The 26,937-nt window shown below is 45.5% G+C and carries 25 protein-coding genes; 12 read left to right on the top strand and 13 right to left on the bottom strand.

Annotated features, from left to right (window positions below; all coding sequences use genetic code 11):
* Positions 1–56: 56 nt before the first annotated feature.
* On the top strand, positions 57–1,433 hold the full coding sequence (gene cysS, locus QMG91_RS19640) for a cysteine--tRNA ligase (RefSeq protein WP_281831596.1): 1,377 nt from the start codon (positions 57–59) through the stop codon (positions 1,431–1,433).
* A gap of 69 nt (positions 1,434–1,502) precedes the next feature.
* On the opposite strand, the gene QMG91_RS19635 is transcribed toward cysS, so the two are convergent.
* A complete protein-coding gene (locus QMG91_RS19635; protein ID WP_281831594.1) occupies positions 1,503–2,408 on the bottom strand; it encodes an EamA family transporter in 906 nt (301 codons plus the stop codon).
* Between the two features lie 211 nt (positions 2,409–2,619).
* Between QMG91_RS19635 and QMG91_RS19630 the strand changes: the two genes are divergently transcribed.
* The 4 genes from QMG91_RS19630 (at position 2,620) to prfH (ending at position 9,353) form a co-directional block, all read left to right on the top strand.
* Positions 2,620–3,105, top strand: a complete 486-nt coding sequence (locus tag QMG91_RS19630; protein WP_281831592.1) for a MarR family winged helix-turn-helix transcriptional regulator — start codon at positions 2,620–2,622, stop codon at positions 3,103–3,105.
* Between the two features lie 186 nt (positions 3,106–3,291).
* Complete coding sequence (locus QMG91_RS19625; protein WP_281831590.1) at positions 3,292–7,200, top strand: amino acid adenylation domain-containing protein; 3,909 nt, start codon at positions 3,292–3,294, stop codon at positions 7,198–7,200.
* Between the two features lie 357 nt (positions 7,201–7,557).
* On the top strand, positions 7,558–8,733 hold the full coding sequence (locus QMG91_RS19620) for an RNA ligase RtcB family protein (protein ID WP_281831588.1): 1,176 nt from the start codon (positions 7,558–7,560) through the stop codon (positions 8,731–8,733).
* Positions 8,730–9,353 (top strand): peptide chain release factor H, encoded by a 624-nt coding sequence (gene prfH, locus QMG91_RS19615; RefSeq protein ID WP_281831586.1) that lies wholly within the window; start codon positions 8,730–8,732, stop codon positions 9,351–9,353. The genes QMG91_RS19620 and prfH overlap by 4 nt, the downstream gene beginning before the upstream one ends.
* 56 nt (positions 9,354–9,409) lie before the next feature.
* Here prfH and QMG91_RS19610 read toward each other — a convergent pair whose 3' ends face one another.
* Positions 9,410–10,987, bottom strand: coding sequence for a S8 family peptidase (locus QMG91_RS19610; protein ID WP_281831584.1), 1,578 nt, complete (start codon positions 10,985–10,987; stop codon positions 9,410–9,412).
* 463 nt (positions 10,988–11,450) lie between these two features.
* Between QMG91_RS19610 and QMG91_RS19605 the strand changes: the two genes are divergently transcribed.
* Complete coding sequence (locus QMG91_RS19605; protein ID WP_281831582.1) at positions 11,451–12,392, top strand: bile acid:sodium symporter family protein; 942 nt, start codon at positions 11,451–11,453, stop codon at positions 12,390–12,392.
* A gap of 43 nt (positions 12,393–12,435) precedes the next feature.
* On the opposite strand, the gene QMG91_RS19600 is transcribed toward QMG91_RS19605, so the two are convergent.
* Both QMG91_RS19600 and QMG91_RS19595 read right to left on the bottom strand, forming a co-directional pair.
* Positions 12,436–13,857 carry a sensor histidine kinase gene (locus QMG91_RS19600; RefSeq protein WP_281831581.1) on the bottom strand — a complete coding sequence of 474 codons (1,422 nt, stop codon included), beginning with the start codon at positions 13,855–13,857 and terminating at the stop codon, positions 12,436–12,438.
* Positions 13,835–14,515 carry a response regulator gene (locus QMG91_RS19595; protein WP_022595722.1) on the bottom strand — a complete coding sequence of 227 codons (681 nt, stop codon included), beginning with the start codon at positions 14,513–14,515 and terminating at the stop codon, positions 13,835–13,837. The genes QMG91_RS19600 and QMG91_RS19595 overlap by 23 nt, the downstream gene beginning before the upstream one ends.
* A gap of 160 nt (positions 14,516–14,675) precedes the next feature.
* Here QMG91_RS19595 and QMG91_RS19590 point away from each other — a divergent pair, with 160 nt between their 5' ends.
* Positions 14,676–15,173, top strand: coding sequence for a GlcG/HbpS family heme-binding protein (locus tag QMG91_RS19590; protein WP_004398216.1), 498 nt, complete (start codon positions 14,676–14,678; stop codon positions 15,171–15,173).
* Positions 15,174–15,237: 64 nt separating this feature from the next.
* Here QMG91_RS19590 and QMG91_RS19585 read toward each other — a convergent pair whose 3' ends face one another.
* Entirely contained in the window at positions 15,238–16,212 is a 975-nt protein-coding gene (locus QMG91_RS19585; RefSeq protein WP_004398217.1) for an alpha/beta hydrolase, read from the bottom strand.
* A gap of 122 nt (positions 16,213–16,334) precedes the next feature.
* On the opposite strand from QMG91_RS19585, the gene QMG91_RS19580 reads away from it, so the two are divergent.
* Positions 16,335–17,225, top strand: a complete 891-nt coding sequence (locus tag QMG91_RS19580) for a LysR family transcriptional regulator (RefSeq protein ID WP_281831579.1) — start codon at positions 16,335–16,337, stop codon at positions 17,223–17,225.
* A 311-nt stretch (positions 17,226–17,536) separates the two neighbouring features.
* A complete protein-coding gene (locus QMG91_RS19575; RefSeq protein WP_281831577.1) occupies positions 17,537–19,237 on the top strand; it encodes a S8 family peptidase in 1,701 nt (566 codons plus the stop codon).
* Positions 19,238–19,337: 100 nt separating this feature from the next.
* Here QMG91_RS19575 and QMG91_RS19570 read toward each other — a convergent pair whose 3' ends face one another.
* Positions 19,338–19,691 (bottom strand): MerR family DNA-binding transcriptional regulator, encoded by a 354-nt coding sequence (locus QMG91_RS19570; RefSeq protein ID WP_022610184.1) that lies wholly within the window; start codon positions 19,689–19,691, stop codon positions 19,338–19,340.
* Positions 19,692–19,770: 79 nt separating this feature from the next.
* On the opposite strand from QMG91_RS19570, the gene QMG91_RS19565 reads away from it, so the two are divergent.
* The 3 genes from QMG91_RS19565 (at position 19,771) to QMG91_RS19555 (ending at position 22,948) form a co-directional block, all read left to right on the top strand.
* On the top strand, positions 19,771–20,586 hold the full coding sequence (locus tag QMG91_RS19565; RefSeq protein WP_281831575.1) for an aminotransferase class IV family protein: 816 nt from the start codon (positions 19,771–19,773) through the stop codon (positions 20,584–20,586).
* Positions 20,587–20,912: 326 nt separating this feature from the next.
* Complete coding sequence (locus QMG91_RS19560) at positions 20,913–21,533, top strand: dioxygenase family protein (RefSeq protein ID WP_004398222.1); 621 nt, start codon at positions 20,913–20,915, stop codon at positions 21,531–21,533.
* 215 nt (positions 21,534–21,748) lie between these two features.
* Complete coding sequence (locus tag QMG91_RS19555; RefSeq protein WP_281831572.1) at positions 21,749–22,948, top strand: CobW family GTP-binding protein; 1,200 nt, start codon at positions 21,749–21,751, stop codon at positions 22,946–22,948.
* A gap of 57 nt (positions 22,949–23,005) precedes the next feature.
* Here QMG91_RS19555 and QMG91_RS19550 read toward each other — a convergent pair whose 3' ends face one another.
* From QMG91_RS19550 to copI, 7 genes are all read right to left on the bottom strand, one after another.
* Complete coding sequence (locus QMG91_RS19550; protein ID WP_281831570.1) at positions 23,006–23,509, bottom strand: GNAT family N-acetyltransferase; 504 nt, start codon at positions 23,507–23,509, stop codon at positions 23,006–23,008.
* Positions 23,510–23,517: 8 nt separating this feature from the next.
* On the bottom strand, positions 23,518–23,943 hold the full coding sequence (locus tag QMG91_RS19545) for a GNAT family N-acetyltransferase (protein ID WP_345739843.1): 426 nt from the start codon (positions 23,941–23,943) through the stop codon (positions 23,518–23,520).
* Between the two features lie 27 nt (positions 23,944–23,970).
* On the bottom strand, positions 23,971–24,384 hold the full coding sequence (locus tag QMG91_RS19540) for a GNAT family N-acetyltransferase (RefSeq protein WP_281831569.1): 414 nt from the start codon (positions 24,382–24,384) through the stop codon (positions 23,971–23,973).
* 30 nt (positions 24,385–24,414) lie between these two features.
* A complete protein-coding gene (locus tag QMG91_RS19535; RefSeq protein ID WP_281831567.1) occupies positions 24,415–24,906 on the bottom strand; it encodes a GNAT family N-acetyltransferase in 492 nt (163 codons plus the stop codon).
* A 104-nt stretch (positions 24,907–25,010) separates the two neighbouring features.
* The gene (locus QMG91_RS19530; RefSeq protein ID WP_281831565.1) at positions 25,011–25,823 is read right to left on the bottom strand and encodes an SDR family NAD(P)-dependent oxidoreductase; all 813 of its coding nucleotides are present in this window, start codon (positions 25,821–25,823) and stop codon (positions 25,011–25,013) included.
* A 47-nt stretch (positions 25,824–25,870) separates the two neighbouring features.
* Positions 25,871–26,248 (bottom strand): MerR family transcriptional regulator, encoded by a 378-nt coding sequence (locus tag QMG91_RS19525; RefSeq protein ID WP_281831563.1) that lies wholly within the window; start codon positions 26,246–26,248, stop codon positions 25,871–25,873.
* Between the two features lie 151 nt (positions 26,249–26,399).
* Positions 26,400–26,915 carry a copper-resistant cuproprotein CopI gene (gene copI, locus QMG91_RS19520; protein ID WP_004403771.1) on the bottom strand — a complete coding sequence of 172 codons (516 nt, stop codon included), beginning with the start codon at positions 26,913–26,915 and terminating at the stop codon, positions 26,400–26,402.
* Between the last annotated feature and the right edge of the window lie 22 nt (positions 26,916–26,937).

The raw sequence follows: 26,937 nt of genomic DNA, 5'->3' as shown, positions 1-26,937 counted from the left end.
CTCCCATCTACGGCCTTTTTTATTTTGTTCACGACAACCGAAACAAGGATTGAATTATGGCTCAGCCAGCACTGCAATTTTTTAACACTATGGACAGAAAACTCATGCCTTTTAATGGTATTGAGGAAGGAAAGGTTGGGTTGTATGCATGTGGACCGACCGTTTACGACTACGCTCACGTTGGCAACCTTCGCACCTATCTTTTTGTCGATGTGTTGCGCCGAGTTCTCCAGTTGAATGGCTACGAGATAAAGCATGTCATGAACATCACCGATGTTGGTCACCTCGTATCGGATGGCGACACCGGCGAAGACAAAATGGAAAAAGGGGCGCGTAAGCAGCAAAAGTCTGCTTGGGAAATTGCCACTTTTTTTGAGGACGCTTTCTTTCAGGATTTCGAACGGCTGAACATTCTTACCCCATCGATTACGTGCCGCGCAACCGAGCACATTCAAGAGCAGATAGAATTTATCCAGTCTCTGGAAGAAAAAGGATTTACCTACCAAACCAGTGATGGCGTGTACTTCAACACGGACAAACTACCGGATTACGGCAAGCTGGCGAAACTGGACAAGCAAGGACTGGAAGCAGGCATTCGTGTGGACATGGCGGAGAAAAAGCTGCCCACCGACTTTGCATTGTGGAAATTCAGCGGGGACAAGCAGAGACAGATGGAATGGGACAGTCCTTGGGGCAGAGGTTTTCCAGGCTGGCACATTGAATGTTCAGCCATGGCAGAAAAATATCTGGGGGAAGTGTTCGATATCCATATCGGAGGAGAAGACCACATCCCGGTTCACCACACCAACGAAATTGCCCAGTGTCAGGCAAAAAACGGTCACGTTCAGGCAAACTATTGGTTGCACGGTTACTTTCTGAAAATCGATAACGAGAAGATTTCCAAATCTGGCAAATCCCTCCGTCTGGAAAGCTTGTTGGAACAAGGCTTTGAGCCACTGGCTTACCGATATCTGGCTTTAACCAGTCATTATCGAAGCCACCTGAGTTTTACTTGGGACGGCTTAAAAGGCGCGCAAAAAGCCCTTAGCCGACTGAGAACCAAAGTAGTGGCACTGCCCGATGGTGGTCAAGTTGATGAAAAGTTCCGACAGGAATTTCTAGAGCGAACCAATCGTGACCTTAACATGCCACAAGCATTGTCCTTGGTTTGGGAAGTATTGGACAGCGCACTTTCTCCCGAAGACAAAAAAGCCACGCTTTTGTATTTTGACTTGGTGTTTGGTCTGGAAATAGACAAGGTTAAAGAAGAAGCGATCCCAGAGGAAATCATTCAGCTTGCCGAAAGACGAGTGAAGCTCAAGCAGGAGAAAAAATACGAAGAAGCGGACGCAATCCGAAATCAGATTCTGGCTCTTGGTTATCAAGTCAACGACGCGGGAAAACAGTCAACCGTGATCAAAAGTACCAGTTGATCACATCATAGAAACTGAACAGGGCAGCAAGCTGCCCTGTTTGTACTTAATAATCTTCAGATGTTCAGCTCAGCGAGAGCTTGTTGCAGGCACCGAATCCTCCACGCCTTGAGGTTTCGGAGGCTGTGGTCTCGCAAGATAAATTGCCACGATAATGGCGAGCGCACCCAGCATTTGTAAATGAGTGAATGTCTCACCAAGCACAACATAACCAAGCAAGCTTGCCGAAACTGGGCTAAGAAAGCCTAAAAATGAAGTCGTGATCGTATTTAATTTTTCAATTCCCCTGAACCACACAAAGTAGCCAAATGCTCCACCTATGATGCTCAAATAAACATAGCCTGAGATGTTGACCAGGTTCAGTGAAGAAGGAAAGTCTTCATACATCATGGCGGCAGGGAGCAAAGCGATACCGCCCAATGTAAGCTGCCATCCGGTGAAACCAAGAACCGTCATCCCTTCTGGTCTTCCCCAATGTTTTGTCAGCACAATTCCAAGCGCCATACTCAGTGCTCCGACAAAGCCGAAAATCACACCCATTGGGTTCAGATCAAATGCACTGTTCACCACCAGTAAACCGATTCCTAAAACGCCGATAACCGCAGACATCAAGTTCGTCAGGTTAAGCTTACTTTTTAAAATCAGTGCTCCAAGCACAATAACAAAAAGGGGTTGTGTGGATAAAAATAGCGCGGCGATCCCACCCGGTAAGTAGTAAGCCGCCGCAAACAGGCAGTAAAAGAAGAGACCAATATTGAGCAACCCCAAAACACCGATTTTGAACCACCATTTACCAGAAGGCAGGGTTCTGAACAGCATTACTAGAATTAACCCGGCACCTAATGCGCGGATCACAGAAGCGTAAATGGGGAGGTCTGCGGGGAGGGCTTCTGTTGTCACTATATAAGTGCTACCCCATACAATGGGGGCTAACGCAGTAAGAGATATATTGAAGAGTGTCTGGAGCTTAGTCATTGTTCTACCTCTACATTTTATAAAATCACCATCTATTGATTCCTTTTAATAACCAGATCAAGTTTGTGGGTGAAAGTGGTGTGTAGTAACAAGTTTGATGATAAAATTTTGTATCTTTCTAATAAATATCTTTATGAAAAGATAAATCCAAGTTAATGCATAAATAATTCAATGTAAAGTATCTTCTTGGAAAGCTAAATTGGTGTGCAATATGGAATACGATCATGTAGATAAATTACTACTTCAGTGGCAAGAACAGCGACCTGAACTGGATTGCTCGTTGATGGGAGTAGTTGGTCGGCTAAGACGCATGAGTCAAATCATTGAAAAAAAACAGAATAAAGTCTTTAAAGACCATAATTTAACCTCAGTAGAGTTCGATATTCTTGCGACATTAAGACGAAATAATGAACCACTGACCCCTACCGAGTTGTATCAGACGCTTATGCTGTCATCCGGTGCCATGAGCACCCGAATCGAACACCTTGTTCAGCGAGATTTAATAGTGAGAGTGGCGAGTAACGAAGACAGACGCAGCTGCAAAGTCACGTTATCAGAAGAGGGGAAAACCCTGATAGATAAAGCCGTTGAAGCACATCTGGCGAACGCTGAAAAAACCCTTTCGCCTTTGACACTTGAAGAACAAAACCAACTTGCCTCAATCATGAGGAACTGGCTTGTTGTAAGCGAAAAGTAACCTCCCCTTCCTCCCGTACATCCAAGTTATTTCATAATTCTTACCTGAGATACATGTACGGGCTATGTCATTTTTTTATAAGATTTTATCTTTCACAAAAGATTCTCTTGTGTAAGTTTCTTTCATTATGTAGTTTTCTCTGTAGGCCTTCCCACTGCGTTCATTAACAAAAGGAGCTTACTCAGAATGAACACAGCTATACCTAAATCCGTTCCCAACACAAACCTTATTGAAGACGATAACCTAGCCTCCTGCGATCCTTGTTTGCTAAGCATGCTGGAATCTCATGCACTCACCCATCCAGAAGACATCGCCGTTCAGGATCTTACCGCCTCTCACACATACGTTGAGTTCTTCCAACAGGTGGTTAAGAATGCAAATGGCTTGAGCAGCGCAATTGATGATCAAGTATCCCGTATTGGCTTGTACTTCAGTCCGTCCGCTGACATGGTTCTTGGCGCGTGGTCCATTCTCGCTTCAAATCGCGCGTATCTTCCCTTAGCCCTTGATTATCCAACCGAACGCCTCCGGTACATGGTGGAGGATTCTGGTATTCAGGTTGTTCTGACCTCGGAACATCTAAAAGAGCAACTCACCTCCATCGTCACTGAAGGCATTAAGATTGTGACGCTAGAGGAGCTGAATAACTTGCCCACAAGCAGTAAAACAAACGGCAATACAGACGTGTCCAGCGAACGTCTGGCTTATGTTATTTACACGTCAGGAAGTTCGGGTAAGCCTAAAGGTGTCATGGTTACGTACCAGAACATCTCCAATCAAATTGCATTTATGAAGAGTCAGTTTGGGTTCGACCGATCTGACCGAATCATTCAGAAAACGCCATCCAGCTTCGATGCTGCCCAATGGGAAATTCTGGCACCCGCATACGGAAGTCGGCTAGTTGTAGGACCCGAAGGATGCTACAAAGATCCGGATGCGATGCTCGAAACCATCATTGATGAAGAAATTACGGTATTGCAGTGTGTACCCACATTGTTACAGGCTCTGGTCGACCACCCGCTGTTCCCCGATTGCGAGTCTCTCAATCAGGTGTTCAGCGGGGGAGAAATTCTCACCAGGAATCTGGCGAAGCAATTTTTCAATAAGATGCCAGATGCTTCGCTCACCAACCTGTATGGCCCCACCGAATGTACCGTTAACGCTTCCACCTTCACCCTCTCCCAAAGCTCAATCAACACATACCCAGATGCCATTTCCATAGGTAAACCCGTTGCCAATACCATGTATCACGTACTCCGAGAAAACGGTGAACCAGCGCTGGTAAATGAAATTGGCGAGCTTCATATATCTGGGATTCAGGTATCTAATGGCTATCACAATCGCCCAGAATTGACCGCCGAGAAATTCATAAAAAACCCCAAAGCCTTTCTTCCCGGTCATGAAATTCTCTATAAAACCGGCGATCTCGTTAAACAGGACAACGACGGCAATACACACTTTATCGGGCGAGCAGACAGCCAGATAAAGCTTCGAGGGTATCGTGTAGAGCTGGATGAAATTCGACTTGCGATTGAAAATCATAACTGGGTAAAAACCGCAGCAGTGGTGGTTAAAGGTGATGCTCGTACAGGTCACCAAAACTTAGTTGCCTGTGTTGAGCTTGATGAGACTCAGGCAGCATTGATGGATCAGGGCAATCACGACAGCCACCATCAATCTAAATCCAATAAGTTTCAGGTGAAGGCGCAGCTTTCAAACTCCGGAAGCCTTTCGCTTGAAGGCCGCAAACCTGAGCACATTATCAACCTCTCGGGGAAAACCGCTTCGAAAGAACAAAGAGCCCGAGCGTTTGGTCGGAAAACGTATCGCTTCTTCGAGTCCGATTCCAGAATCACGAAAGACACTCTGCTTAGTTTGCTAGAACATCAACCACCAGCGCCCTGTTCCATGGGTAATCAGGGTCGTATTTCTCTTGAAAACTTTGGCGTGCTTTTGCGTAACTTTGGTCAGTTCCTCAGCGAAGAACGTCTATTACCAAAACATGCTTATGCGTCTCCGGGGGCGCTATACGCCACGCAAATGTATTTTGAATTGAGCGGCATGGAAGGGTTGCAACCCGGTGTTTACTACTATCACCCAGTTGAACATTGTTTGATACACATTCGCGCGTTGCCAGAAGATTGCGCTCCCTGCTTCAACATTCACTTCATCGGCAAACGCAGTGCCATCGAACATGTTTACAAAAACAATGTTCTGGAAGTCTTGGAGATGGAAACCGGGCACATGCTTGGTCTGTTTGATGAATTGCTGCCAGAGCACACTCATTCGGTTTCCCAGAACCTCTCCGTTTCACGAGACACACTTCCAGAATGGTATGAAGGCGAGCGTAGCGACTACTATCTGGGGAGTTATCGCATTGAAAACCGCACTCCAAGTACCGCATCCGATGCCGTTCAGATTTTGGTTCAGGCGCATGAAAATAAAGTCGAAGGATTGCCCGCGGGTCTTTATCGATACCGAGATGGCGACTTAGATTTCATGACCAATCGCGTCATCGAGAAAAGTGACGTTATCGCCATCAATCAGAAGGTGTATGAGCGTTCAAGTTTTGGTATCAGCATGGTTTGCAACAGTGAAGACAAAGACAGCCATTATGTTCATCTTGGTCGCGCGCTTCACCGTTTCCAAAGCAACCACCAGCTACTGGGTATGATGTCTTCTGGCTACAGTTCCAAGTCAGGAAATGATCTTCCTTCGGCATTAAAAATCCGTTCCATCGTGTCGGAATTCAACCTTCCAGTTGAAAGCTTCTACTTCTGTATTGGCGGTTCGGTCAGCCAGGAGCAGTATCAGAGCGAAGGCATGTACGAAGACAGCGTACACATGAAAGGCCCTGCTGAAATGCTGAAAGAAGAGTTAGAGCAACAACTGCCTAACTATATGATCCCTAACAAGGTACTGGTTCTTAATAATCTTCCTCAAACCGTGAATGGAAAAGTAGACCTTGCCGCACTCAACCAGTTGGACGCACTCAAAAGTCTGGACATCAACCGGGAGATGGTTCCGCTCTGTACTGAGGCTGAAAAGAAAATCGGCGATATCTGGTGCAGGGTGATGAAGTGGGAATCGGTTTCCGCGCAGGATAACTTCTTCGAATCAGGAGGCAACTCACTGACGGCTGTGGCTCTGGTTAACCGCATTAACGGCAGCTTTTCCATAAAAATGCCCCTTCAGGTTCTGTTCGAAAAACCCACCATTGCGGATTTGGCAAAATGGGTTGAGGAAAACGGAAATAAACAACATGAGAACGCCCGATTTATACGCCTCAGCAAAGGAACTCAAGATCCTGTGTTTTGCTGGCCAGGATTGGGCGGTTACCCACTGAGCCTGAGATCGTTAGCCGACGGGCTGTTTACCGATCAATCCCTCATTGGAATACAGGCACTTGGGATCAATCAGGGTGAAGTTCCTCTGGCATCGGTGAAAGACATGGCCGCAGAAGACATCAAACAAATAAAGGCACTGCAACCCAACGGACCTTATACACTCTGGGGCTACTCCTTTGGCGCACGTGTTGCATTTGAAACCGCAGCGCAGCTAGAAGCCATGGGTGATGAAGTCAAAGCCTTGTATTTACTGGCTCCGGGTGCCCCCGTTACCCAAATGGAGAGAGAAAAAGCGTATTCTCACGAAGCACGATTTAATAACCCAGTGTTTCTCGCTATTCTGTTTTCGGTATTTGCACACCGGATCGAAGGAAAGCTGCTGGATCGCTGTCTGCAACTGTGTCGAACGGAAGACGACTTTGTTTCCTTTATATGTCAGAGATTTACCGAGCTTGAGGAAAGCCTGGTGAAACGAATCATTCGTGTTGTAGCCATGACTTACGGTTTCAGCTATCAGTTCGACGAGCTGGCAAACCGAAAACTCAATACGCCAATTACGATTCTGATAGCGCAGGGAGACCACTACTCATTTCTTGAAAACTCGCCACCATTTAGCCAGCATCCACCGAAGATCATCGAACTGAATGTGGATCACTACCAAGTGTTAAAAGAGGCAGGAATTCAGGAGCTGAAACATCTACTCCAGAACGAACATGATTTGAGGACGCACTCACTGCGTAGTCAATAGCTCAATCAAGGTCACTCTCTTAACGAGGTTGCAGGTAGTCGGGATATGAGCCAAACCTGCTGCAACTTCAATTTGAGTTCACATAACCCTTTACTTTGCGATCTAATCCAGCGAGTTAAGACGTTAAATTCCATTTGATTTCTGATTTTCTATTGATTACTATTCGCCCGCTTCACGACGAAGCGATACTTTTCATAGCTACTGCGGAGGAGAAATAACATGCTTAATCAATCTTTGTCCTTTGCAGGTCTTGCCCGCTAAGTAACGCTCTACACTTCTTTACGCTTACTTGTCGCCCGGTCAATCGACTTGCCAATACGTTATTCGTTTAAATCCTATTTTTAAGGAATTGGTATTATGGGCAAATCCGTCCAAATAATTACTGACTCTGTCACCCTTATTGCATCCGAAAACACATGGATTGAAGGGCTGGCAATACAACAACTCACCAAAACTTCTGAACTTAAAGGTGTGCAAAAAGCCGCTGGAATGCCCGATTTGCATCCCGGTAGAGGCTACCCAATTGGCGCGGCATTTTTTACACAAGGGAAAATTTATCCTGCTTTAGTGGGCAATGACATTGGCTGCGGAATGTCTCTGTGGCAAACCGACATCAAAACCAACAAGGTCAATGTAGACAAACTTGCTAAAAAACTGGAACGGGTTGAAACGCCACTTGATGAGAGCTGGCAAGACGTTATTACTGAAAGAAAAAGCGACAAAGCGATTCAGACCTCACTGTTTGATCGTGCATTGGGCACAATTGGTGGGGGTAATCACTTTGCTGAGTTTCAGTCAATTGATGCCGTATACAACCAAAACTCATTGGAGCAGCTTGGTCTGAATAAAAAGCAGTTGCTGCTTCTTGTTCATTCAGGCTCCAGGGGCTTTGGGCAATCGATATTAACCGAACACATCTCTCACTATAGCCATGACGGGCTAAATGAAAATGACGAGGCTTTTCAAGGCTATCTTTCACAACACGATGAAGCGGTTCGCTGGGCAGAACTGAACCGGGAGCTCATCGCTCGAAGGTTTCTGGAAGCCACTCGTTCAGACGGGCATAACGTACTGGATGTGAACCACAATCTGGTCAGCCGAAAATCAATTAACGGAGTGAACGGCTGGATCCATCGAAAAGGAGCAACTCCCAGCGATCAAGGCTATGTGGTTATCCCGGGTTCTCGTGGTGATTTCAGTTATCTGGTTAAACCTAAAGAACAAAATGCAGAACCTAGCGATAACGTTCTTGCCAGCCTGTTCTCTCTAGCTCATGGCGCTGGCAGAAAGTGGAAACGTGGGGAGTGTAAAGGTCGCTTGGGAAGTAAGTACAAGCGAGAGGATCTGTATCGCACAGTATTGGGCAGCCGGGTTATTTGCGGCAACAAAGAGTTACTTTTTGATGAAGCTCCTCAAGCCTATAAAAAGTGCGAAACCATCATCTCTGATTTGGTAGATGCCAACCTAGTTGAAGTGGTGGCAAGGTTAAGACCGGTTCTTACGTTCAAAACTCACGGAGACTGCCGATCATGATTTTGCTTCAACTTACCGCTGGGCAAGGTCCGACAGAGTGTTGTCTGGCAGTGAAACTTGCCGTCAAACATATTGAAAAGCAATGCGGGAATCAAGGCATACGGATGGATGTGCTTGATTTGGTTCCTGGCAGCAAAAACGAGGGTTACAAGTCGGTTTTACTGCAGCTCGAATCGAAACAACCGAAAGTGGCACAGGCGTTTGTTCAGCAGTGGCAAGGAAGTATCTTGTGGGTATGCAAAAGCCCAGTTCGTCCGAGACACAAGCGAAAGAACTGGTTTATCAGCGGTCAGGTTTACGACGTTTCTGAATCGAGCTTCGATCAGGAAGTGTGTTTTCAGACCTGTAGGGCATCGGGTTCTGGCGGTCAGCATGTCAATACCACCGACTCGGCGGTTCGAGCCACTCACGTTGAGACGGGTCTGTCCGTTAGAGTCGAAAGTGAGCGTAGCCAGCACAGCAACAAACGACTCGCCAGAGTACTTTTGTTCCAGAAGCTGGAACAAATGAAGGAATCGGAAATGTCAGTGCAAGAAAAGCAGCGTTGGCAACAGCACTGGGAGGTAGAGCGGGGAAACCCAGTTCAAACCTTTAAAGGTGAGTCTTTCCGACCAGTATAAAACTGAATAAAAATAATAAGGCAGGTCTCTTAGACCTGCCTTATTAGCGACTGTACTTAGTAGCTGGCTTTCAGGGTTACACCACTTGCTGTGGAGTAACCATTCAGCATGATATAGTAGCGACCATTCTTAGTCGTCGGTACTGTGCAGGTTTCACTGTTACCCCAGCGGTATGGGCGGCAATCCCAAGTACTGGTTGTTGGCTGCGCACCAAATCGAGTGTAGAGGTCTGCGTCACCAGAACCACCACTGATTGTCACTGACAGGCTTCTTCCCGCAGGTACATCGATGTAGTAATGTTTCTTCTCACCACGACTTACCGCGATACCTGTTTCAGCCTGACCATTTTTTAGTTGACCGTCTCCCGGATTAGGGCAGTTAGTATCGCATCCGCTGCCTACCTGACTGTAAACAAGTTTGTTCACAGAACCTTTGGTATCGCTGACTTTACCGACACTTGCGCGATTACTGATAAGTGCAGAAACCTGAGCAGGAGAAAGCGCGCCGTTTTCTTGCAGATAAAGCGCTGCTACACCCGCGACGTGTGGAGTCGCCATTGACGTGCCGCTGATGGTTTTGTAGCTACCGTCGAACCAAGCAGATTTGATGCTGGAACCCGGCGCAAATACGTCAACACAGCTACCCCAGTTAGAGAAGCTGGAACGGCTGTCGCTGCTGGTTGTCGACCCAACGGTCACACCACTTGGCTCACGAGCCGGTGACGAGTTACAGGCATCCGCATTAGAGTTACCTGCCGCCAGCATAAAGCTCACACCAGACTGAACGGCATTGGCAACCGCACGATCAAGCGCAGTCGATACACCACCGCCCAAGCTCATGTTAGCGACTGAAGGACCCGAGGCATTGGCAGCTACCCAGTCAACACCCGCAATAACACCAGAAGTTGAACCGTTACCTGTACAACCCAAGACTCGGACACCTACGATGTTCACGTTTTTCGCCACACCGTACTGAGTACCACCAATGGTTCCCGCTACGTGCGTACCGTGACCGTTACAGTCAGTGGAATCAGCGTCGTTGTCGACAAAGTCATAGCCCGATACAGCACGACCGCCGAATTCTGGGTGAGTAGTGGTGACACCGGTATCGATGACATAAGCAGTAACGCCTGTGCCGTCGAAGTTGTAGTTGTAGTTGCGGTTAAGTGGCAGGTCACGCTGGTCAATTCGATCCAGACCCCAGATTGCGTTGCTCTGATTGGCGTTAGCCGAAACAACCGGGTCGATGGAAATGATACGGTCCTGCTCAATAAATTCTACACGCTGATCTGCACGCAGCGAACGAAGTTGCTCGGCATTTAGCGTTGCAACAAAACCACTGATTGAGCGATCGAATACCTTCTCAATCTTCACCGCTTGCTCAGTTTCAAGGCTAGAAACTGTTTGCTGCGTGAAAGACTGAATGGATTCAGGGTTGCTCGCCAATGTCAGAGGCTGTTTCAGTACCACAATGTACTGACCTTCAACGCCTTGGCTTTCCGGTGCAGAAACCAGAGGAGCCAGTGTTTGACCCTCCGCTGTAAATCCTTGTACTTCATTTTGTTGTGCCTGACTTGACGTTGAGATCACCGCAAACGAAGCAGCGATACAGCAACTTAGTACTTTCCTTAACATACTAATTATCCTGTGAATATTCTTAAAATATTGAAATTCAGCCTACTACGTACATCAAGCTCGTTCTTGTGAGTGCCATAGGTATATGGTCTTTTTAACTTGCTCTAAAAAGCTATGCGCGAATGCGATGAGTTGCACTTTTGGAATGAGGTGGAAAAGATGAATTTGAGACGATTTCTGACAATCGAGAGCTGAATTTTCGATCCGTTTCTTTCTGAATGAGACAATAATGCCAAATGAAACATTTTACTTAACACAACCAAATTCACATGCTATTGAACGAATAATTGATAGTTAACCAAAATTACCAACTGGTTTTTTTTAATTAACTGGATTTTTACACTTAAGAGAAACCTTAGTTTTTGACCAGTTTTAAACACCAAGCTACCTAAAACGCTTGTACATACCGACACATTTGATGGATTATCAAACACACCAATGAATCCATTCTCATATATTCATCATGCTTAAAACAATCATCAACTGGTTCCCGCTGTGGGCGATCTTAGGATCCGCGGCGGCATATATTCAGCCAGACATATTCGTTCCGCTGAAAAGCCAAATCGTTCCACTGCTTATGATCATCATGTTATCGATGGGCTTAACACTGAAAGTTGCCGACTTTAAGCGCCTTTCTTCATACCTGAAAGCCGTAGGTGTTGGGGTATTTCTTCAATTTTCTATTATGCCTCTTACCGCTCTTCTGATTGCGATGGCGTTTGGTATGGATGAAGCGCTGACTATCGGTATGGTATTGGTGGGCAGTGTCGCAGGAGGAACTGCATCCAATGTAATTTGTTACCTTGCGAAAGGGAACGTTGCACTTTCTATTACCATGACGGCAATCTCCACTTTGCTAGGCGTGGTCATGACTCCGTTTTTAGTGGATCTCTTTTTAGGCGTCAGCGTTGATGTTCCCGTCATGCAAATGGTGATGAGCCTTGTGAAGATTGTGCTGATTCCCGTGAGCATCGGCGTATTCGTCAACCACTTTTTCAGTAAAGCCATTGAACGTATTAACCCTTTGCTACCGCTGATTTCTATGGCAGCCATTGTATTGGCGATTGCAATTATCGTGGCGTTAAACCGCGATCAAATTGCCAATATTGGCGCCTGGGTGTTCTTCGCCGTGGTGCTTCACAACAGCATTGGTTTGATTGCTGGCTACGGTTTATGTCGTGTCTTTGGATTCGATAAAACCATCTGCAAAACCATTGCTATTGAAGTCGGGTTACAAAACTCGGGTCTGGCGACCGCTCTTGCGCTGAAGTTCTTCACACCGCTGTCTGCGTTGCCAGCAGGGATTTTCTCCATTTGGCACAACTTATCCGGTTCAGTACTGGCGTATTTCTGGTCGAAAGAAGAGGATAAAGACAAGCCATTTCAGGAACAAAAATCTTTATAAATGAATAGCCTTTAAATGAGCCAGTGGATGACCACTGGCTTTTTTACGCCATTACCTTCTTCAATCCAACCTTAAAACAACTGCCCTGCCCCAATGTAGATTCAACCGAGATTGAACCGTTAATGCTGTCTACCATCGCCTTGGTCAGCGACAACCCTAACCCATACCCGGGCGTTAAATTACGGCTTTCATCCACCCGAAACAGGCGCTTGAAAATCAGCTCATGGTATTCGGGATCAATACCAATACCCGTGTCTTTGATAGCAATCTGGTAATCACCTTGGTGAACTGAGGTGGAAAGAGTCACTGAGCCACCTTCTGGCGTATATTTCAATGCATTGTCTAACATATTGACAATAATCTGAGTCAGCTTGTAAGCATCGGCTTCCACAAAGTGGCTGTCTGCCAGTTCCAGATTCAGGTGAATACCATTTACCTCTGCAATGTCTTCGTACCAGCCCGCGACTCGGCTCATCATTACATTCGGGTCTATCTTTTCTAATCTCGTAGGTTTCTTGCCTGTCAGCTCGTCATTCAGTTTCATCAAAGCGGTGAGCAGATTGTTGGCTTGAGTAGAGTTTTCTGCGCAGTCACTTAACGCCTGAGTTAAATCCGAATTGGCTTTAGAAAGGTGTTCTGGAGAATGATTTTGAGCTGGCAGCGACAAGGCTTTTTCTGCCGTCAGGTGAATGCGGGTGAGTGGCGTGCGGAGATCGTGTGCAATGGCATCTAACGTTCTGTCTAACGTGGTGATACAGGTTGTCAGCTTACCCAGCATATTGTGGACACTGCTATAAAGCAGAGCAAAACCGTCACTGGCTTGCGAAACCTGAGTTTGAGAAATTTCATTTAGATGGCCTTCATCCAGACGCTGAATGTCTTCTGCCAGATGAGACAGGGGCAGCAGTGTTTTTGATAACAACCGATGAACCAACACCGCAGTGATGAGCGAAAGTAACACCACAGACAGGCAGGTAATCAACCAGTTTTTGAACGCAGACGCATAGCGGGAATCCAAATCCACAACCAGCCTAAAGACATGCGTCTTTCCTTGCAGTTGAATAGCCAGATGCGGCTGCGAAAGGAAATAGAAAAATCCCTGATCGCCCCAATCCATTATCGCTTCATCCAGCCCCATGACAGGAAACTCATCCCCCGCAAAGTAGCTGAGCACACCAGATTTATCTGATAGGTAGACCGAAATATGATTTTCAAACAAACGCTGCTGATTGGATTCGATAACGTGGATCAGCTTTTCATCGGATTCGTAGGTCAGTATGCGCTGATATTCAGTGGAAAGACTGTGGAGGTATTTCTTTTCTTCTTTGTAGGAATCGAAGAAAAACACAATGCCAATCAGCAATAAGATCACCACTAAACCGCCAAACAGCAGAGCCATAAACTGGGAAAGCAGCTGCTTTTTAGCTTGTTGAAGTGCCAACTCAATATTCTGTTTTGAGGACATAACCCACTCCCCGAATAGTATGAATCAGCGACTGGTCAAAGCCTTTGTCTAGCTTGGCGCGAAGTCGGCACACCAACACGTCGACCACATTGGTTTGCGGATCAAACTGATAACCCCAGACCGATTCCAAAATGCTGGTTTTCGAGAGCACTACTTCCGGGTTCTGAAGAAGCAGATAAGCCAACGCGTATTCCCGCTGGTTGAGTGCGATGGTTTTACCGCCCCGAGCCAGTTCTCGTTTCAGTGGGTTCAGTTCTACATCCAGGTATTTTAAGGTGGCATTTGGCGTTGAAGAAACCGACATTCGTCGTAGCAATGCCTGGCAGCGTACCAGCAATTCACTGAATGCAAATGGCTTAACAAGATAGTCATCCGCACCACATTTGATTCCCTGTACTCTCTCTTCCACCGAGTGCTTTGCGCTAAGGATAATCACCGGGATCGAATGCCCTTCCCCGCGCAATTCAGAGAGGATCTGAAACCCATCTTTGCCCGGCAACATGATATCGAGAATCAGAATATCGAACGGCTCACTCTTCGCCAGATGTACACCATCCAAACCATTGGCAGTATGGGTCACGCTGTAGCCTTCTTGTTCCAAACCCTGAATGACAAAGTCAGCAATAAAGCTGTCGTCTTCAATGAGCAACACTCTCACACAGATTTCCTTTTTACTTGTCCTACAGGTCAAATTTTAACAGCTTTTCTGCGGATAAATTGAACATTACCAGTTTGTAATGTTGGTGAAAGTATTCGGTAATTCGACCTTATTTAAGATGGCTCCATCAAAACAGACATCCAATAACAAGGAGATACCCATGACAATGAAACACACCTTATTTGCTGCTGCGTTTGCTGTTACCGGTCTGATGAGCACCAATGTTTCCGCATCTGAAAACAAGACCGTGAATGTCGCTAATATTGCTTCACAAACCGCATTTCAGTTAGCACTAGAATCTGTAAACCAATGCCATTCCCAAGGCTACCGAGTAAGTACCACTGTGGTTGATACCGCCGGCCGTGTAGTAGCTCAACTGCGTGCAGATAACGCCGGGACTCACACGCTGGAAAGCTCACGTAAAAAAGCGTTTACGGCAGTAAGCATGAAGCAGCCTACCGCAAACTTGATGAAGACCATCTCTGAAAAACCAATTTTGCAACCACTCAAAGACATGGATGACAACCTGTTGTTGCTTGCAGGTGGCATTCCACTCAAAGTGAATGATCAAATCATTGGTGCGATTGGTGTAGGTGGTGCTCCGGGTGGTCACCTAGATGTAGCATGCGCGGAAGCAGCTATTAAGAAAGTGCTTTAATCGATATAAAAAAGCACTCTCTATTGAGAGTGCTTTGCATTAGATTCTATGATTTTTCTATTTCTTATTGAGTGACACGTTCGATAAACTCGACCATCCGCTGCTCTATTGGCTTACGCAAACCATCACCGGACAAAGCCACCGAGCCAGCAGGATAGAAATGGCTTGCGCCGGGGATCCATGAGTAGGAATAGTCAACACCCACATTATTGTAATGCTCTAAAAGATCCGGAGTACCAATGAAGGTCGCTGGCAAATCGTACTGACCCTGAAACATCAGAATTGGGCTCACTTCTTCTCCATCTTTGACGGTTTTCTTAATATCGAACCCAATCTCTGCTGTACCTAACATCATCACGCCCGCTACAGGTTCCTGCATACCATGCCCAACATTTAGGCTGGTAATTGCCCCTGCAGAAAAGCCACCTAACACAATTTTATCTGGGTCAATGTTGTATTCACTGGCGTTGTCTTTCACGAAACGAACGGCGCTACGCAAGTCTTCTGCCGCTGAGAGTACGGTATTTTCGAGTATCTCTACATCAGCTTGATTGTTGAAGTCGAGTGCTGGCAGCTCCATAAGAGAGCGAACAATGTTCACCTGACCTTGCATGTTGGGGACGGCATCCATATTCAGCATGTCTTCACTGTATCCTTCACGAGTTGGGACTGGTTGTTCCGGAGCCACTCGATAGTCAATGGTAAAGCAGGCATGACCACGTTTTACGAACGTCTCACAATACTCTTTCATTGAAGTCGTTTGAGCGCCTTCCATTAAATAAGGGTTGTGCGGGTGACCTCTATGGTATGCACCACCAAAAGTCATAAAAATAGCCTCAGTCGGTTCAGCCTGAACATTTTCAGGTAGATACACGTCCATCCATAGATCTCTTGGTTGCACTTCACCGTTTAGCGTAACGTCACCCTGCCCATAAATAACACCTTCAATAACCTTGTAATCATTAGCCACCGCAACGCTAGAAAAACCCACACATGCAGACATCAAAACGGCAAAAGAAACCTTGTTAAACTTGAACATAAGCACCTCACTTAAGGAAATTGTTTGTTAGCTCATTTGCTATATGTTCAATATACCGCTCAAATAAACTATGATATAACCACTTTTGTTGGGCTTTCCCATCCATAAATTGAATATAGGCAATGTTTACACGAGATCAGATAGTGAGCTTTTGCGCGGTATATGAATGTGGTTCTTACAGCGCTGCAGCGAGGCGTATCGGAAGAGATCGCTCGACAGTACGTGAGCATGTGACGATTCTTGAAGACAGTATCGGGGTTGATCTTTTTAACATTGAGGGACGCAGCGCAGTCCCGACAAACGCGGCTAAACAACTTTACCCCAGAGGTGCAGCCATTTCCCGACAAATAGAGGAATTCGAAAAAGCGGCACTGAACTCCTTTGATCAGGAGATACTCTTCCTCAATATCTATCACGACGCAATGATACCCTCTTCTCTAATTGCCCATATAGAGAGAAACATTCGCCAACAGTACCCACAAACCCAACTCAATTGGTTACACCGAAGTCGTCAAGAAGCGATGGAAGACTTGATAAATGGACAGGCACACCTTGCATTAATGCCGATAAAAATGATGGTTCGTCCAGACAAAGAAGTGAATTTTATCAATCTGGGACGGGTTCCTTTGTCCATTTATGTTGGTGCGGACAGCCCGTTAACAAAACGTTCTGATGTAAGAATCACAGACCTTCAAATTGAAAAGCAGTACATATTAGAAAATCACTCTGATACTGGGCTGCAGGGAGCTAAAGTTTCTCCAAACTCAAGCATAGTCAGCAATAACGACGTCGTCATAGAGCTACTTAAGCACAATGGCTGGGCAGCTTTGCCTGATGAGCTGGCGACACCTTTTTGCCAACTAGGACATATTTCTAAGATCGACTGTTTTGAGGTAGCCAGTACAATTAACTACAACATTTGCGTATTCTTCTCTCCATCTCTGGAGCATAACGAGATCATTGCTTATGCGCTTGGAGAAATCAGAAAGTACTCTCAAAGTGCATTCGTTTAGGAAAAATATCTGTGGTCTTATCGATATTAAAAAACACTTTAATCGACTGAATTTAAATAACAATATGGGAGGCGTAGCCTCCTTTTTTGTTTGTTTCACCAGTAGAAAGACAGAGAATTTTTAGCTAAAAAACGGCGAATTCCCTTCCCTATTTTCCATTCATTTCAAACTTATATGCATATTTTAATATGCAATACATTGCTTTATGGAATCAATTACTCACTTTATAAATTATGAGAATGATATTCAACTGTATTCATTTTATCTTCAGGTCGCTTTTTGAGCACATAATGATAAAAGGATGCAACACAATGAATAAAGGATATACACTTTCCGCTCTTGCAGTGGCGATAACTGCTTGTACCAGTTTTTCAGCTTATGCAAATGTCGAAGGAGACCCTATCAACTCTCCTTTCATAAAAGATGTAAAAGGCACCATCGTTGAGGATCACTCTCCTCAGTCAGTTAAACCGGTGTTAAGTGTTCTCAGAACACTGAGCGACCCGACAGAACACCGCGGCGACTGGTTCAACGCTTCTCCAAACTATTCAGCGATTCAGGGTTCTGGTGTCGATTTTGTATACGACCACCTTCTTCCACCACTTCAGCCACAGCCGATCATTGTCGCGGTTCTGGATTCAGGTGTGGATACCGACCATGAAGACCTGAAAAACAAGCTTTGGACGAACGAAGACGAAATTCCACACAATGGTATTGATGACGACGGCAACGGTTACATCGACGATATTCACGGATGGAACTATCTGGGTAACGCGTTTGGCGTCAATATGGAACAAGATACCTTAGAGGTGACGCGCGAGTACAAAAAGTACCTCAAGCTGAAAGAAAAGGGATATTGGATCTCGCCGAAAAAACGCGCTTACTATGAAGGCGTAGAAGCGGATTACCTAGAGTCGGTGGCTTACTACCAAAATGCATTGGATCAGGTTGTTCTGGCTACTGAGCAGGCAAACCAGTACAAAGCAGAAATTTTAGCTGTCGTAGACCACACCGATTTTTCTAAGGAAGGGCTTCAGCCACTACTGACTCATTCAGATGCTACTGTCGTTGCCGCTGCACAAGGTCTGCTGGTTGTATTTGAAAAATGGCGTTCATTTGAATACCTGGAGTCACGCGTAAGCCGCTACCAGGAATCCATCAACTACCACTACAACTTAGACTTTGATCCACGCAGAGACATCGTGATGGACAACCCAAGAAACCCTTGGGAAAGAGGTTACGGTAATAATGATGTGAAAGGACCAGTTGGCAGACACGGTACACACGTTGCTGGCATCATTGCTGCCGAACGTAACAATGGCGTAGGCATCGACGGTGTGGCTGACTACGCTCAGATCATGGCTGTGCGCATGGTTCCAAACGGTGATGAGCGCGATAAAGACATCGCTAACGCGGTACGTTATGCCGTTGATAACGGTGCAAAAATAATCAACATGAGCTTTGGTAAGAGCTACTCACCTCACAAATACATTGTGGATGAAGCCTTCCGTTATGCAGCAAGCCGAGATGTACTGATTGTTCATTCCGCTGGTAACAGCCGCAACGATAATGACATCAAACCAAGCTACCCGAACCGTTACGCGGTTCACTACGGAGGTCACCCAATCCCAACGTGGATGGATGTCGGTGCTTCCGATAAAGCAGCGGATGAAAATCTGGTGACTTTCTTCAGTAGCTTCGGTCAAAAGAGCGTTGATATCTTCGCACCGGGATACCGAGTGCTTTCGACTACACCAGACAACACTTACGCCGCTTACAGTGGCACAAGTATGGCAGCTCCAGTCGTTTCTGGTGTCGCGGCTCTGGTCTGGTCTCGATACCCAGACTTATCAGCAACACAGCTGAAAAGACTGTTGATGAAACATTCCACTGCATACCCAGGGCTATTGGTTAAGAAACCGTCTTCGCCAGAAGTTCTGGTTCCATTCAGCACCCTGTCGATTTCAGGTGGTGTGGTTAACGCAGAAGCGATCTTTGCTGACCTGAACTAAGCAATTATTACGTCATCACCCATTTTAAAAAGGGTTGATGGATGAAAATTAAAACGCCCAATGAGTTTCATCGGGCGTTTTTGATCTTGCTATCTGTTACTCAATTCTCTTCTATCTCTCTTAAAAAGTTTTCGAGTATTTTTCGGCTTTCAGCGATTTTAGCCACTTGTTCATTTGCGACACGAATCTGTTCATGCAAAAGATTTCTCAGCTCATCACACGGTTCCAGAACGGGTCTGTCACCTCTTAAGCAAGGTAAGAATTCCAGCATGGTCGTCAGCTTCATTCCCGCTGCGCTCAGAAGTTTTATTCGCTCCAGAGTACGGATTTCTCCACTATCAAAATCTCTGTATCCGCTTGGTGTGCGTTTGGGCTTTAACAACCCTTGCTGCTCGTAATAACGCAACATCCGAATACTCACTCCTGATTGCTTAGATAGCTCGCCTATCTTCATTTTTCCTCTTGACTCTGACAGCAGTGTGAGGGTTTATAGTATTGGCTCCGCGTACCTTTTTCAATTTGGAGCCATCAAAATGAACAGTGATATCTACACAGAACAAACCCTATTAAATGGGGAACTCATTCCCAATTCAGAAATATGTCGCCTTGCATTTTCTGGCTTTGCTCACTTCACCGCACTTCAGGTTCGAGACAGAAAAATAAAGGGTATGGACTTGCATTTGGAGCGATTGAGAAATGCTTCAGTGACGCTTTTTGGAAAGACGGTACCAGATGAGATAGTGCGTTCTTACGTCCGTACAGCGCTAGAAAAAGGTCCTGCAGATCTTTCGCTTACTGTGACGATCTATTCGCCCGAGGGGGAATTTACATCAGCAAGTATGAACATTGAACCGAGAGTACTGATTCGCACTAGTGCGCCATCTAACGGTCCAGACGCTCCTCTGAAACTCGCAGCGATCCATCACCAAAGACCGCTGGCGAACATCAAACACGTCGGCGAGATAGGCAAAACCTACTATCTGCATCAGGCAATAAGACAAGGTTTTGATGATGCGGTATTCATTGATAACAATAACCGCATAAGCGAAGGAACTATATGGAATATGGCTTTTTGGGATGGTGAATCCATCGTCTGGCCAAAAGCCGATATGCTGAAAGGCACAATGATGGCAATGGTACAAAGACAGTTAACCAAACTAGACATCCCACATCGAACAGATCCCGTGCCCCCTGAAGACCTTTCAGAATTGAAAGGAGCGGCGGTAATGAATTCGTGGACACCCGGAATCAGCGTCAGCGAAATCTCATCACACAAATTTCCTCAATCTAACGAGCTATCGGCATTACTTCATAATGCGTACGAGAATGAGCCAGTCGAAGACGTCTAAGTGGGTGAACTCAAACATTCGGGAGCTGGATAGGCTCCCGAATAACTCTTCATCTGATTTAGGCGATTAAGCACTCCATTTATCGAAAAATAACCCCAAAAACTCAAAATAGTTAAGAAGATAAAATCTTCATTAATTCAACTAGATATTTTAAATCACCACAAGCTCATTACTAACATATTAATCAATAACCATTCATTCACTGAAACATTGAGCCTTCTTTAATGTCAGATTGATGAGATGACATGTTGGGAGTTGGGAGCCTCAACTATATTTTCCTAACACTGTCATAAGAAAAATCATAACTACAAGGAAGCTCTCTATCTATGAAATCAGTAAGCCGAAGAGGTATTGTAAAAGGCATAGCGGCGCTCGCAGCATTACCCATGTATTCACGCAGTTCTATCGCAGCAGTGTTCACTCCTAGCGCCACAGAAGGTCCTTTCTATCCGGAAACGTCGATGCGTTTTCCTGATATCGACAATGATCTGGTGAAAGTGGCTGGAGCCGTTGAACAAGCCGGCGGTGAGATCATTCATCTAAAAGGGAAAATTCTTTCTAAAGCGGGTCTGCCTTTAACCGGACATAGAATTGAAATCTGGCAATGCGATGTGAATGGAAAATATCTACACACAGGCGACGATAGAAATGTCACTTACGATTCTGGATTTCAAGGGTTTGGGCACGATGTTACAGATGAAGAAGGCAACTATCGCTTTCGAACCATCAAGCCTACCGTTTACCCAGGGCGTACCCCACACATTCATGTAAAAGTGTTTGATGGGGATCGAGAGCTTTTGACTACCCAGTTTTACATCGCAGGTGATTCCCGAAACCAAGCTGATAGCATTTTCCGCCGAATGTCTAAGAGCGAAGCAGACAGCGTCTCTATGGAATTCGTCGAAAATAACAATAGAGTTGAAACTCGGGTAGATGTCGTCGTCTGACGGATTTGGCAAATTCAATGCGCAACCCAATTAGGTTAGCAAATATACCAGCGAGCAGTTCATGAACCAAAGGCGGTGGACAGGTCTCCATCGCTTTTCGGTAGATTTCGCTCTCTTAACCGATAAAACTTACAAACTCATCTTGTTATGTTATAACGTCAACCAATTCAGATTTGATGCTCGTTAAGCATCTGTTCAAATAAAGGTTTACGTTCATGGCTACCATCCCTGTCACTATTTTGCACGGTTTTCTCGGGTCGGGAAAAACCACCGTTTTACGTAGCGTTCTGGCTCAGACTCAGGATGCCGACAGTGTTCCATCGGTGGTGGTAAATGACATGAGTGAGCTGGACGTCGATGGCGTGCTGATCATGAACACCGACGTTGTTAATGAAAACAACGGCAATTTTATGACCATCAGCGGAGATAGTGTAAGTAGCCCGGAAGGTGTTAAAAAACTCCATAAAGCACTCACCAAACTCGTGAAGAAGAAACAGCCACCGTGGATTCTTATTGAAACTTCAGGTAGTAGCCACCCTTTGCCTCTGGTCGAATATTTTAAACGCCAACAGCACGCCTACTCGTTGAAAGGTGTGATCACTCTTGTTGACTCTACGTGGTTAAGGGACGATTACGACCACGCGGAAGATTTAATCCCAACTTGGCAGGAAAACCTGCAAAAAGGCATCCGTGGTTTGGAAAACCTTCTGGTTGAGCAGATCATGTTTTCTAACCGCGTTTTCCTAACCAAAACCGATAAGCTGGAAACGGATTCGGTTAAACGCATTGCACAGGCACTGCATCCACTCAACCCTTACGCCAATATCATACAAACCTCATGGGGTAACGTTGGGATTGAGCAGTTCAGAGACATTGAAAACTACAATTTCTTCCTGGTCGAACAGCTATCCGCAGAGCTGAGAGATCAGGTCAATGCTCCGCTCACACTAGCAGGAAAGCACGACCAAAAAATTGTTGCCAAGGTCATCAAAGACGACCGACCTTTCCACCCTGTTCGCCTTTGGCAGACCTGCCACAGCTACCTGACTAAAGGAGTTTTTCGCAGCAAAGGCTTTTTCTGGATGCCTACCCGAGATGATGTGTCCTTGCTGTGGAGTCAGGCAAACGGAAACGTTGGGCTTGAGGTAGTGGGCTTCTGGCGTGAATCGGTTATTCATGATGAATCACAAGACTTCACTCCAGAACAGAGAGCCATTCTACAGGAGAAAATCGATGCCGTTGAAAGTCGGTTTGGTGATCGCCGATGCCGACTGACCGTGATTGGTCAAAGTGATGAAGCCGATACCTTTATCGAAGCGTTAAATCGCTGCTTCTTAACGGATGAAGAACTGGAACTGTGGAAAAACGGCGGAGAATTCGACGACCCTTGGCCAAAGAAAGTCGCTAAAGTCTAACCGATTCAGGGTTCAGGTAATCAATAAAGCCAGTGATGTTGTCACTGGCTTTTTGGTTTAAAGAAGGCTTGAAGGTTCATCCAGAGCGTAAACATAACCAATACCGCGATAGCTAAACTTAGATATCGTTATGTCTCGCTCTTCCTGCCGAACTGGGTTATGCCGGGCATAGAAGGCATTATTTTTTGCGCCTAGCAGAGTCCAAACCATCATAGCGTTCTTATTCTTATCGCTAAAATACGACTTTGCATCTTGAATCAGTACGCTTCCAATTCCCTGATTTTGGGCGCTCGGGCAAACATATAAGCCCGTCAGTTCAGCGACATCGTCTTCTTCACTGTATCTGCCTGCTGCGTACCCAACAATGGAACCATCTCGCTCGAAAACCTTTGAAAACGCTGACTCTCGCTCTAAGTCTTTCTGCAATTTTGAAGCAAACCAATCAATGGTAAATAAACTGGTTACGCTTGGAGAAACCAGTTCTATCAGATCTTTCTGCCATGCATTATGAATCAAAATCGCAATTGCGTGAATATCCGTCTTTGTGGCTTTTCGTATCAATTGAAATCCTAATCAAATTTTAAGCTCATCGTTATCAACGCATTTTCTTCTGACGCAAGAACAAATCCGTGTTTTCGATACAAAGATACAGCAGGGTTTTCGCTGAATACACGAAGACGAATTTCAGATGAGCCACGCTGCATTGCATGCGCCAGTGCCAACTTCAGGCTTTCAGACCCAATTCCTTTGCCTTGAAATTCAGAAGACAGCTGAAAGTCTCGAAGGTAAGTAATGTTTTCTTCGTAGGTAAATCGTACAACTCCGACTCGCAGGTCTTCGCTAATTACTTCAAAGTTGTCGTACTCTTCCCAGCTTTTCATAAACAACTCATGGCTCCAATCAATCCCGCGTTTTTGGTAGTAAGGAGCCATATTGGTTTTTGTGAGATCTTCGGCGTAATCTCGATCGCGGGAAGGGGCAAACTTAACTGTCATTACTGTCCTTTGCGTACGGTGTAAATACTAGGAGTGTTTAGGAGCAAATTTCTTGGTCATTCCATGGCTTCTTGGTGACACCAACTTGTAGCCTAACTTCTGGTAGAATTCCGGCTCGTCGGCAATCATCGAAACATAAGAACCTTCAAGCGCCACAGAAGCGATGTACGCATCAATGTACTGCATGATTTGTTTGCCTAGCCCTTTACCTTGATAGCTTGGGTCGACCGCAACGTCTACCACTTCAAAGTTGCATGCCCCATCGCCGACGACTCGCCCCATACCAATAAGTTTGCCTTCGTCTCTAATCGAGACCGCATAGAGTGAATTGGGTAAACCAATTTTCGCTGCTTCCAGTGACTTTGCAGATAAACCCGCAGTAATCCTCATGGCTACAAACTCTTCAGGGGTCGGTGCTTCTTCAAAGGTTTTAATACTCATAAACTCGCCAATAGTTTAAAGAAAACAATACTATAATAGCCTTTCCATTCGTTCTAGATCCCAGACATTTTCTTTGAAGTGCATGGCTTCTTTTTCAATCGAAACGGTTTTAAACCCTAGCGACTGATACACCTTTTTTGCCCTTTGGTTATGGCTGAATACTGCAAGGCTGAGTTTGTTACAGCCGTAATCATGTTTAGCCACATCGGCAAGCGTTGTCAGGATAGTTTTTGAAATGCCTTTGCCGCGGAACGAATCCGAAACAAACACCAAACATATGCGGCAGTGCGTTTCTGATTGTCGGTTGAGTTCAACAAAACCGGCTGCCTGATCATCATATTTGATCAAGAAAGGGATCACTTCTGGTTGCTGGCAGTGCTTGCGTAATTGTTCATGAGTAAGCGGATACTGAAAAGTGGGACCAGCCCAAAGGTAAGTAAGCTCTTCTGACACTATCCAATCAGTCAGATGCTCAAAATCATCTTCCGAAAAAGGGACAAGCGCGCAACTTAATTTTTCCATACTGCTTCAAACTCCTGAATTAGAGGAAGGAAGGGAAACTTGAGTAAAACCGTTTCCATCCTCTCCAATATACTCATAAACAGTGGCATCAAATAGCTTTGATTTTATACATTCTTCATCGCGCTGCTGTACATTTTCAGCATCCCATCTTTAGACAGAATTCGATTCAAGAAGACGTAGAACTTATTGTCTAGAAACGGAATTTCTCTAAAACGCTCCTTGAACAAAGCATCTAACCCTTTCTGTGCGACTTTTGCTGGGCTGACTCGGTATTTTGCCGCAAATGTCCCCGTGCCAGAGCTCGACTCGTCTTTGCCATCGAAAGTAAAGAAGCCTGTATCTGTTCGCCCCGGTGACAAACAAGTGATATTCACATCTTTGCCTTTCATTTCTACGGCTAAGGCTTCAGTAAAACTGGCGACATACGCTTTGCTGGCGGCATACGCTGCCATATAAGGCTGTGGTTGGTAAGCAGCGGTGGACGCCACATTCATTAGGTATCCTTTGCCTTGTTTTTCCATTCGTCTGGCAAAGTACTCACTTAAGGAAGTCAGCGCTAACACGTTGACCGACACCATTTGCTGTATTTGTGCCGACGTGTGCTCGATATGCGCACCATACAGTCCGTAACCTGCATTATTAATGGCAACGTCGATGGAGTTGGAATAAGCTTCTAGCTGTTGAATCACTTGAGCATGCGTAGACGGATCGGACAGGTCAGCACAAATGGTTTGGGTGACGCCTTCAATTTGGCGTTCGAGTTCTGCCAATTTCTGAGGGTTGCGTCCGTGAACGATCAGTGCGTAGCCTTGTTCAGAAAGAGACTTTGCAAATTCGAAACCAATACCAGATGTTGCGCCTGTGATGAATGCCGTTTTCATAATGTTGACCTCTGTTTTGTCTGTTGAGGTCTTCATCCTAAAGTCTCCCGTATAGGGGAGAGTCAACACCTATTTACCAAAAATTATTGATTAATATTTTCCAATAGACACTGATTGTAATGTTGAACGCTGATTTCCAGCTCATCCATTTCTTCGAGTCTTTTTTCCAACTCCGCTTTTTTGACAAGAATATCGGTGCGCTTTTTTTGCAGTTCGGCTTTCAGTAAGTCCATCGGCACCAAGCCTTCCTGGGTTTTGGCTTTCGCGATGGTTCGAAGCTCCTCCAAAGTAAACCCTAACCCCTTTGCAGTTTTGATCATGCCTAGCACTTGAATATAACTGTCGTCGTAAACTCGGTATTTGCCATCGCGTTGGGGCGATTTTATCAACGCAATGTCTTCGTAATGTCGAATCGCTTTAACGCTGACTCCGGTCTTTTTCGATAACTCTCCAATATACATTGTGATTTCTCCTCCCTGATGTGTTGCAAGAGTCTAAGGAAACCAAACTAAACAGCCTCTAAATATCGGAAGAATTTACAATGTAAATTAGAAAAACTCGGACGATACGAATACCGCCCGAGTTTCAATCTCAATGAGCTATGAATTCTACTTAGATTTGAATCGACTTCACCATGCCTGCTTCGTAGTGCCCAGCAATGTTGCAGGCAAACTCGACATTGGTGTCACCATGAAAGTGCCACGTCAATTGTTTCGCTTTGCCGGGCTTAACCGTCACAGCACTACCCGTATCGTGAGCATGTGCGCCTTGCTCTTTCATCATGGCGCGATGCTTTTCCTGCTCTGCAAGTGAACCAATCGCAAACTCATGGTCGATCTTTCCAGTGTTGATCACCACAAACTGAACCACATCATTAGGCTCGATATCCACCTCTTTCTTAAACTTGATGGTCATGTCGTCGCTCAAAATAACGTGTACTACCTTGTCTGGCTTCGCGCCTTTGGCGGGCATCCCTACATCCGACATGCCTTCCATGTTCATCATATTGGAGTGGTCCATCTTGCTGTGATCCATTTTGGAATGATCCATCTTAGAGTGGTCCATTCCTTGAGCGAAGACGCCCGTTGTTGCCATACCGAGAATCAGTGCAATGATTGATTTTTTCATCTGAATATCCTTCTTTTTTTGA

The organism is Vibrio nigripulchritudo (genome assembly GCF_027924785.1).
Lineage (GTDB): Bacteria > Pseudomonadota > Gammaproteobacteria > Enterobacterales > Vibrionaceae > Vibrio > Vibrio nigripulchritudo.
Note: the sequence above shows the minus strand (reverse complement) of the source record. Positions and strands in the feature narration are given on the sequence as shown.

Excerpts from the sequence above, each read along its gene's own strand:
- QMG91_RS19620 (WP_281831588.1), top strand. The coding sequence starts at position 7,558 with ATGGGCAAATCCGTCCAAATAATTACTGACTCTGTCACCCTTATTGCA.
- QMG91_RS19630 (WP_281831592.1), top strand. The coding sequence starts at position 2,620 with ATGGAATACGATCATGTAGATAAATTACTACTTCAGTGGCAAGAACAG.
- cysS (WP_281831596.1), top strand. The coding sequence starts at position 57 with ATGGCTCAGCCAGCACTGCAATTTTTTAACACTATGGACAGAAAACTC.
- QMG91_RS19610 (WP_281831584.1), bottom strand. The coding sequence starts at position 10,987 with ATGTTAAGGAAAGTACTAAGTTGCTGTATCGCTGCTTCGTTTGCGGTG.
- QMG91_RS19625 (WP_281831590.1), top strand. The coding sequence starts at position 3,292 with ATGAACACAGCTATACCTAAATCCGTTCCCAACACAAACCTTATTGAA.
- QMG91_RS19635 (WP_281831594.1), bottom strand. The coding sequence starts at position 2,408 with ATGACTAAGCTCCAGACACTCTTCAATATATCTCTTACTGCGTTAGCC.
- QMG91_RS19575 (WP_281831577.1), top strand. The coding sequence starts at position 17,537 with ATGAATAAAGGATATACACTTTCCGCTCTTGCAGTGGCGATAACTGCT.
- QMG91_RS19580 (WP_281831579.1), top strand. The coding sequence starts at position 16,335 with ATGTTTACACGAGATCAGATAGTGAGCTTTTGCGCGGTATATGAATGT.
- QMG91_RS19605 (WP_281831582.1), top strand. The coding sequence starts at position 11,451 with ATGCTTAAAACAATCATCAACTGGTTCCCGCTGTGGGCGATCTTAGGA.
- QMG91_RS19540 (WP_281831569.1), bottom strand. The coding sequence starts at position 24,384 with ATGAGTATTAAAACCTTTGAAGAAGCACCGACCCCTGAAGAGTTTGTA.
- QMG91_RS19590 (WP_004398216.1), top strand. The coding sequence starts at position 14,676 with ATGACAATGAAACACACCTTATTTGCTGCTGCGTTTGCTGTTACCGGT.
- QMG91_RS19565 (WP_281831575.1), top strand. The coding sequence starts at position 19,771 with ATGAACAGTGATATCTACACAGAACAAACCCTATTAAATGGGGAACTC.
- QMG91_RS19570 (WP_022610184.1), bottom strand. The coding sequence starts at position 19,691 with ATGAAGATAGGCGAGCTATCTAAGCAATCAGGAGTGAGTATTCGGATG.
- QMG91_RS19560 (WP_004398222.1), top strand. The coding sequence starts at position 20,913 with ATGAAATCAGTAAGCCGAAGAGGTATTGTAAAAGGCATAGCGGCGCTC.
- QMG91_RS19535 (WP_281831567.1), bottom strand. The coding sequence starts at position 24,906 with ATGGAAAAATTAAGTTGCGCGCTTGTCCCTTTTTCGGAAGATGATTTT.
- QMG91_RS19530 (WP_281831565.1), bottom strand. The coding sequence starts at position 25,823 with ATGAAGACCTCAACAGACAAAACAGAGGTCAACATTATGAAAACGGCA.
- QMG91_RS19600 (WP_281831581.1), bottom strand. The coding sequence starts at position 13,857 with ATGTCCTCAAAACAGAATATTGAGTTGGCACTTCAACAAGCTAAAAAG.
- prfH (WP_281831586.1), top strand. The coding sequence starts at position 8,730 with ATGATTTTGCTTCAACTTACCGCTGGGCAAGGTCCGACAGAGTGTTGT.
- QMG91_RS19525 (WP_281831563.1), bottom strand. The coding sequence starts at position 26,248 with ATGTATATTGGAGAGTTATCGAAAAAGACCGGAGTCAGCGTTAAAGCG.
- QMG91_RS19545 (WP_345739843.1), bottom strand. The coding sequence starts at position 23,943 with ATGACAGTTAAGTTTGCCCCTTCCCGCGATCGAGATTACGCCGAAGAT.
- QMG91_RS19585 (WP_004398217.1), bottom strand. The coding sequence starts at position 16,212 with ATGTTCAAGTTTAACAAGGTTTCTTTTGCCGTTTTGATGTCTGCATGT.
- copI (WP_004403771.1), bottom strand. The coding sequence starts at position 26,915 with ATGAAAAAATCAATCATTGCACTGATTCTCGGTATGGCAACAACGGGC.
- QMG91_RS19555 (WP_281831572.1), top strand. The coding sequence starts at position 21,749 with ATGGCTACCATCCCTGTCACTATTTTGCACGGTTTTCTCGGGTCGGGA.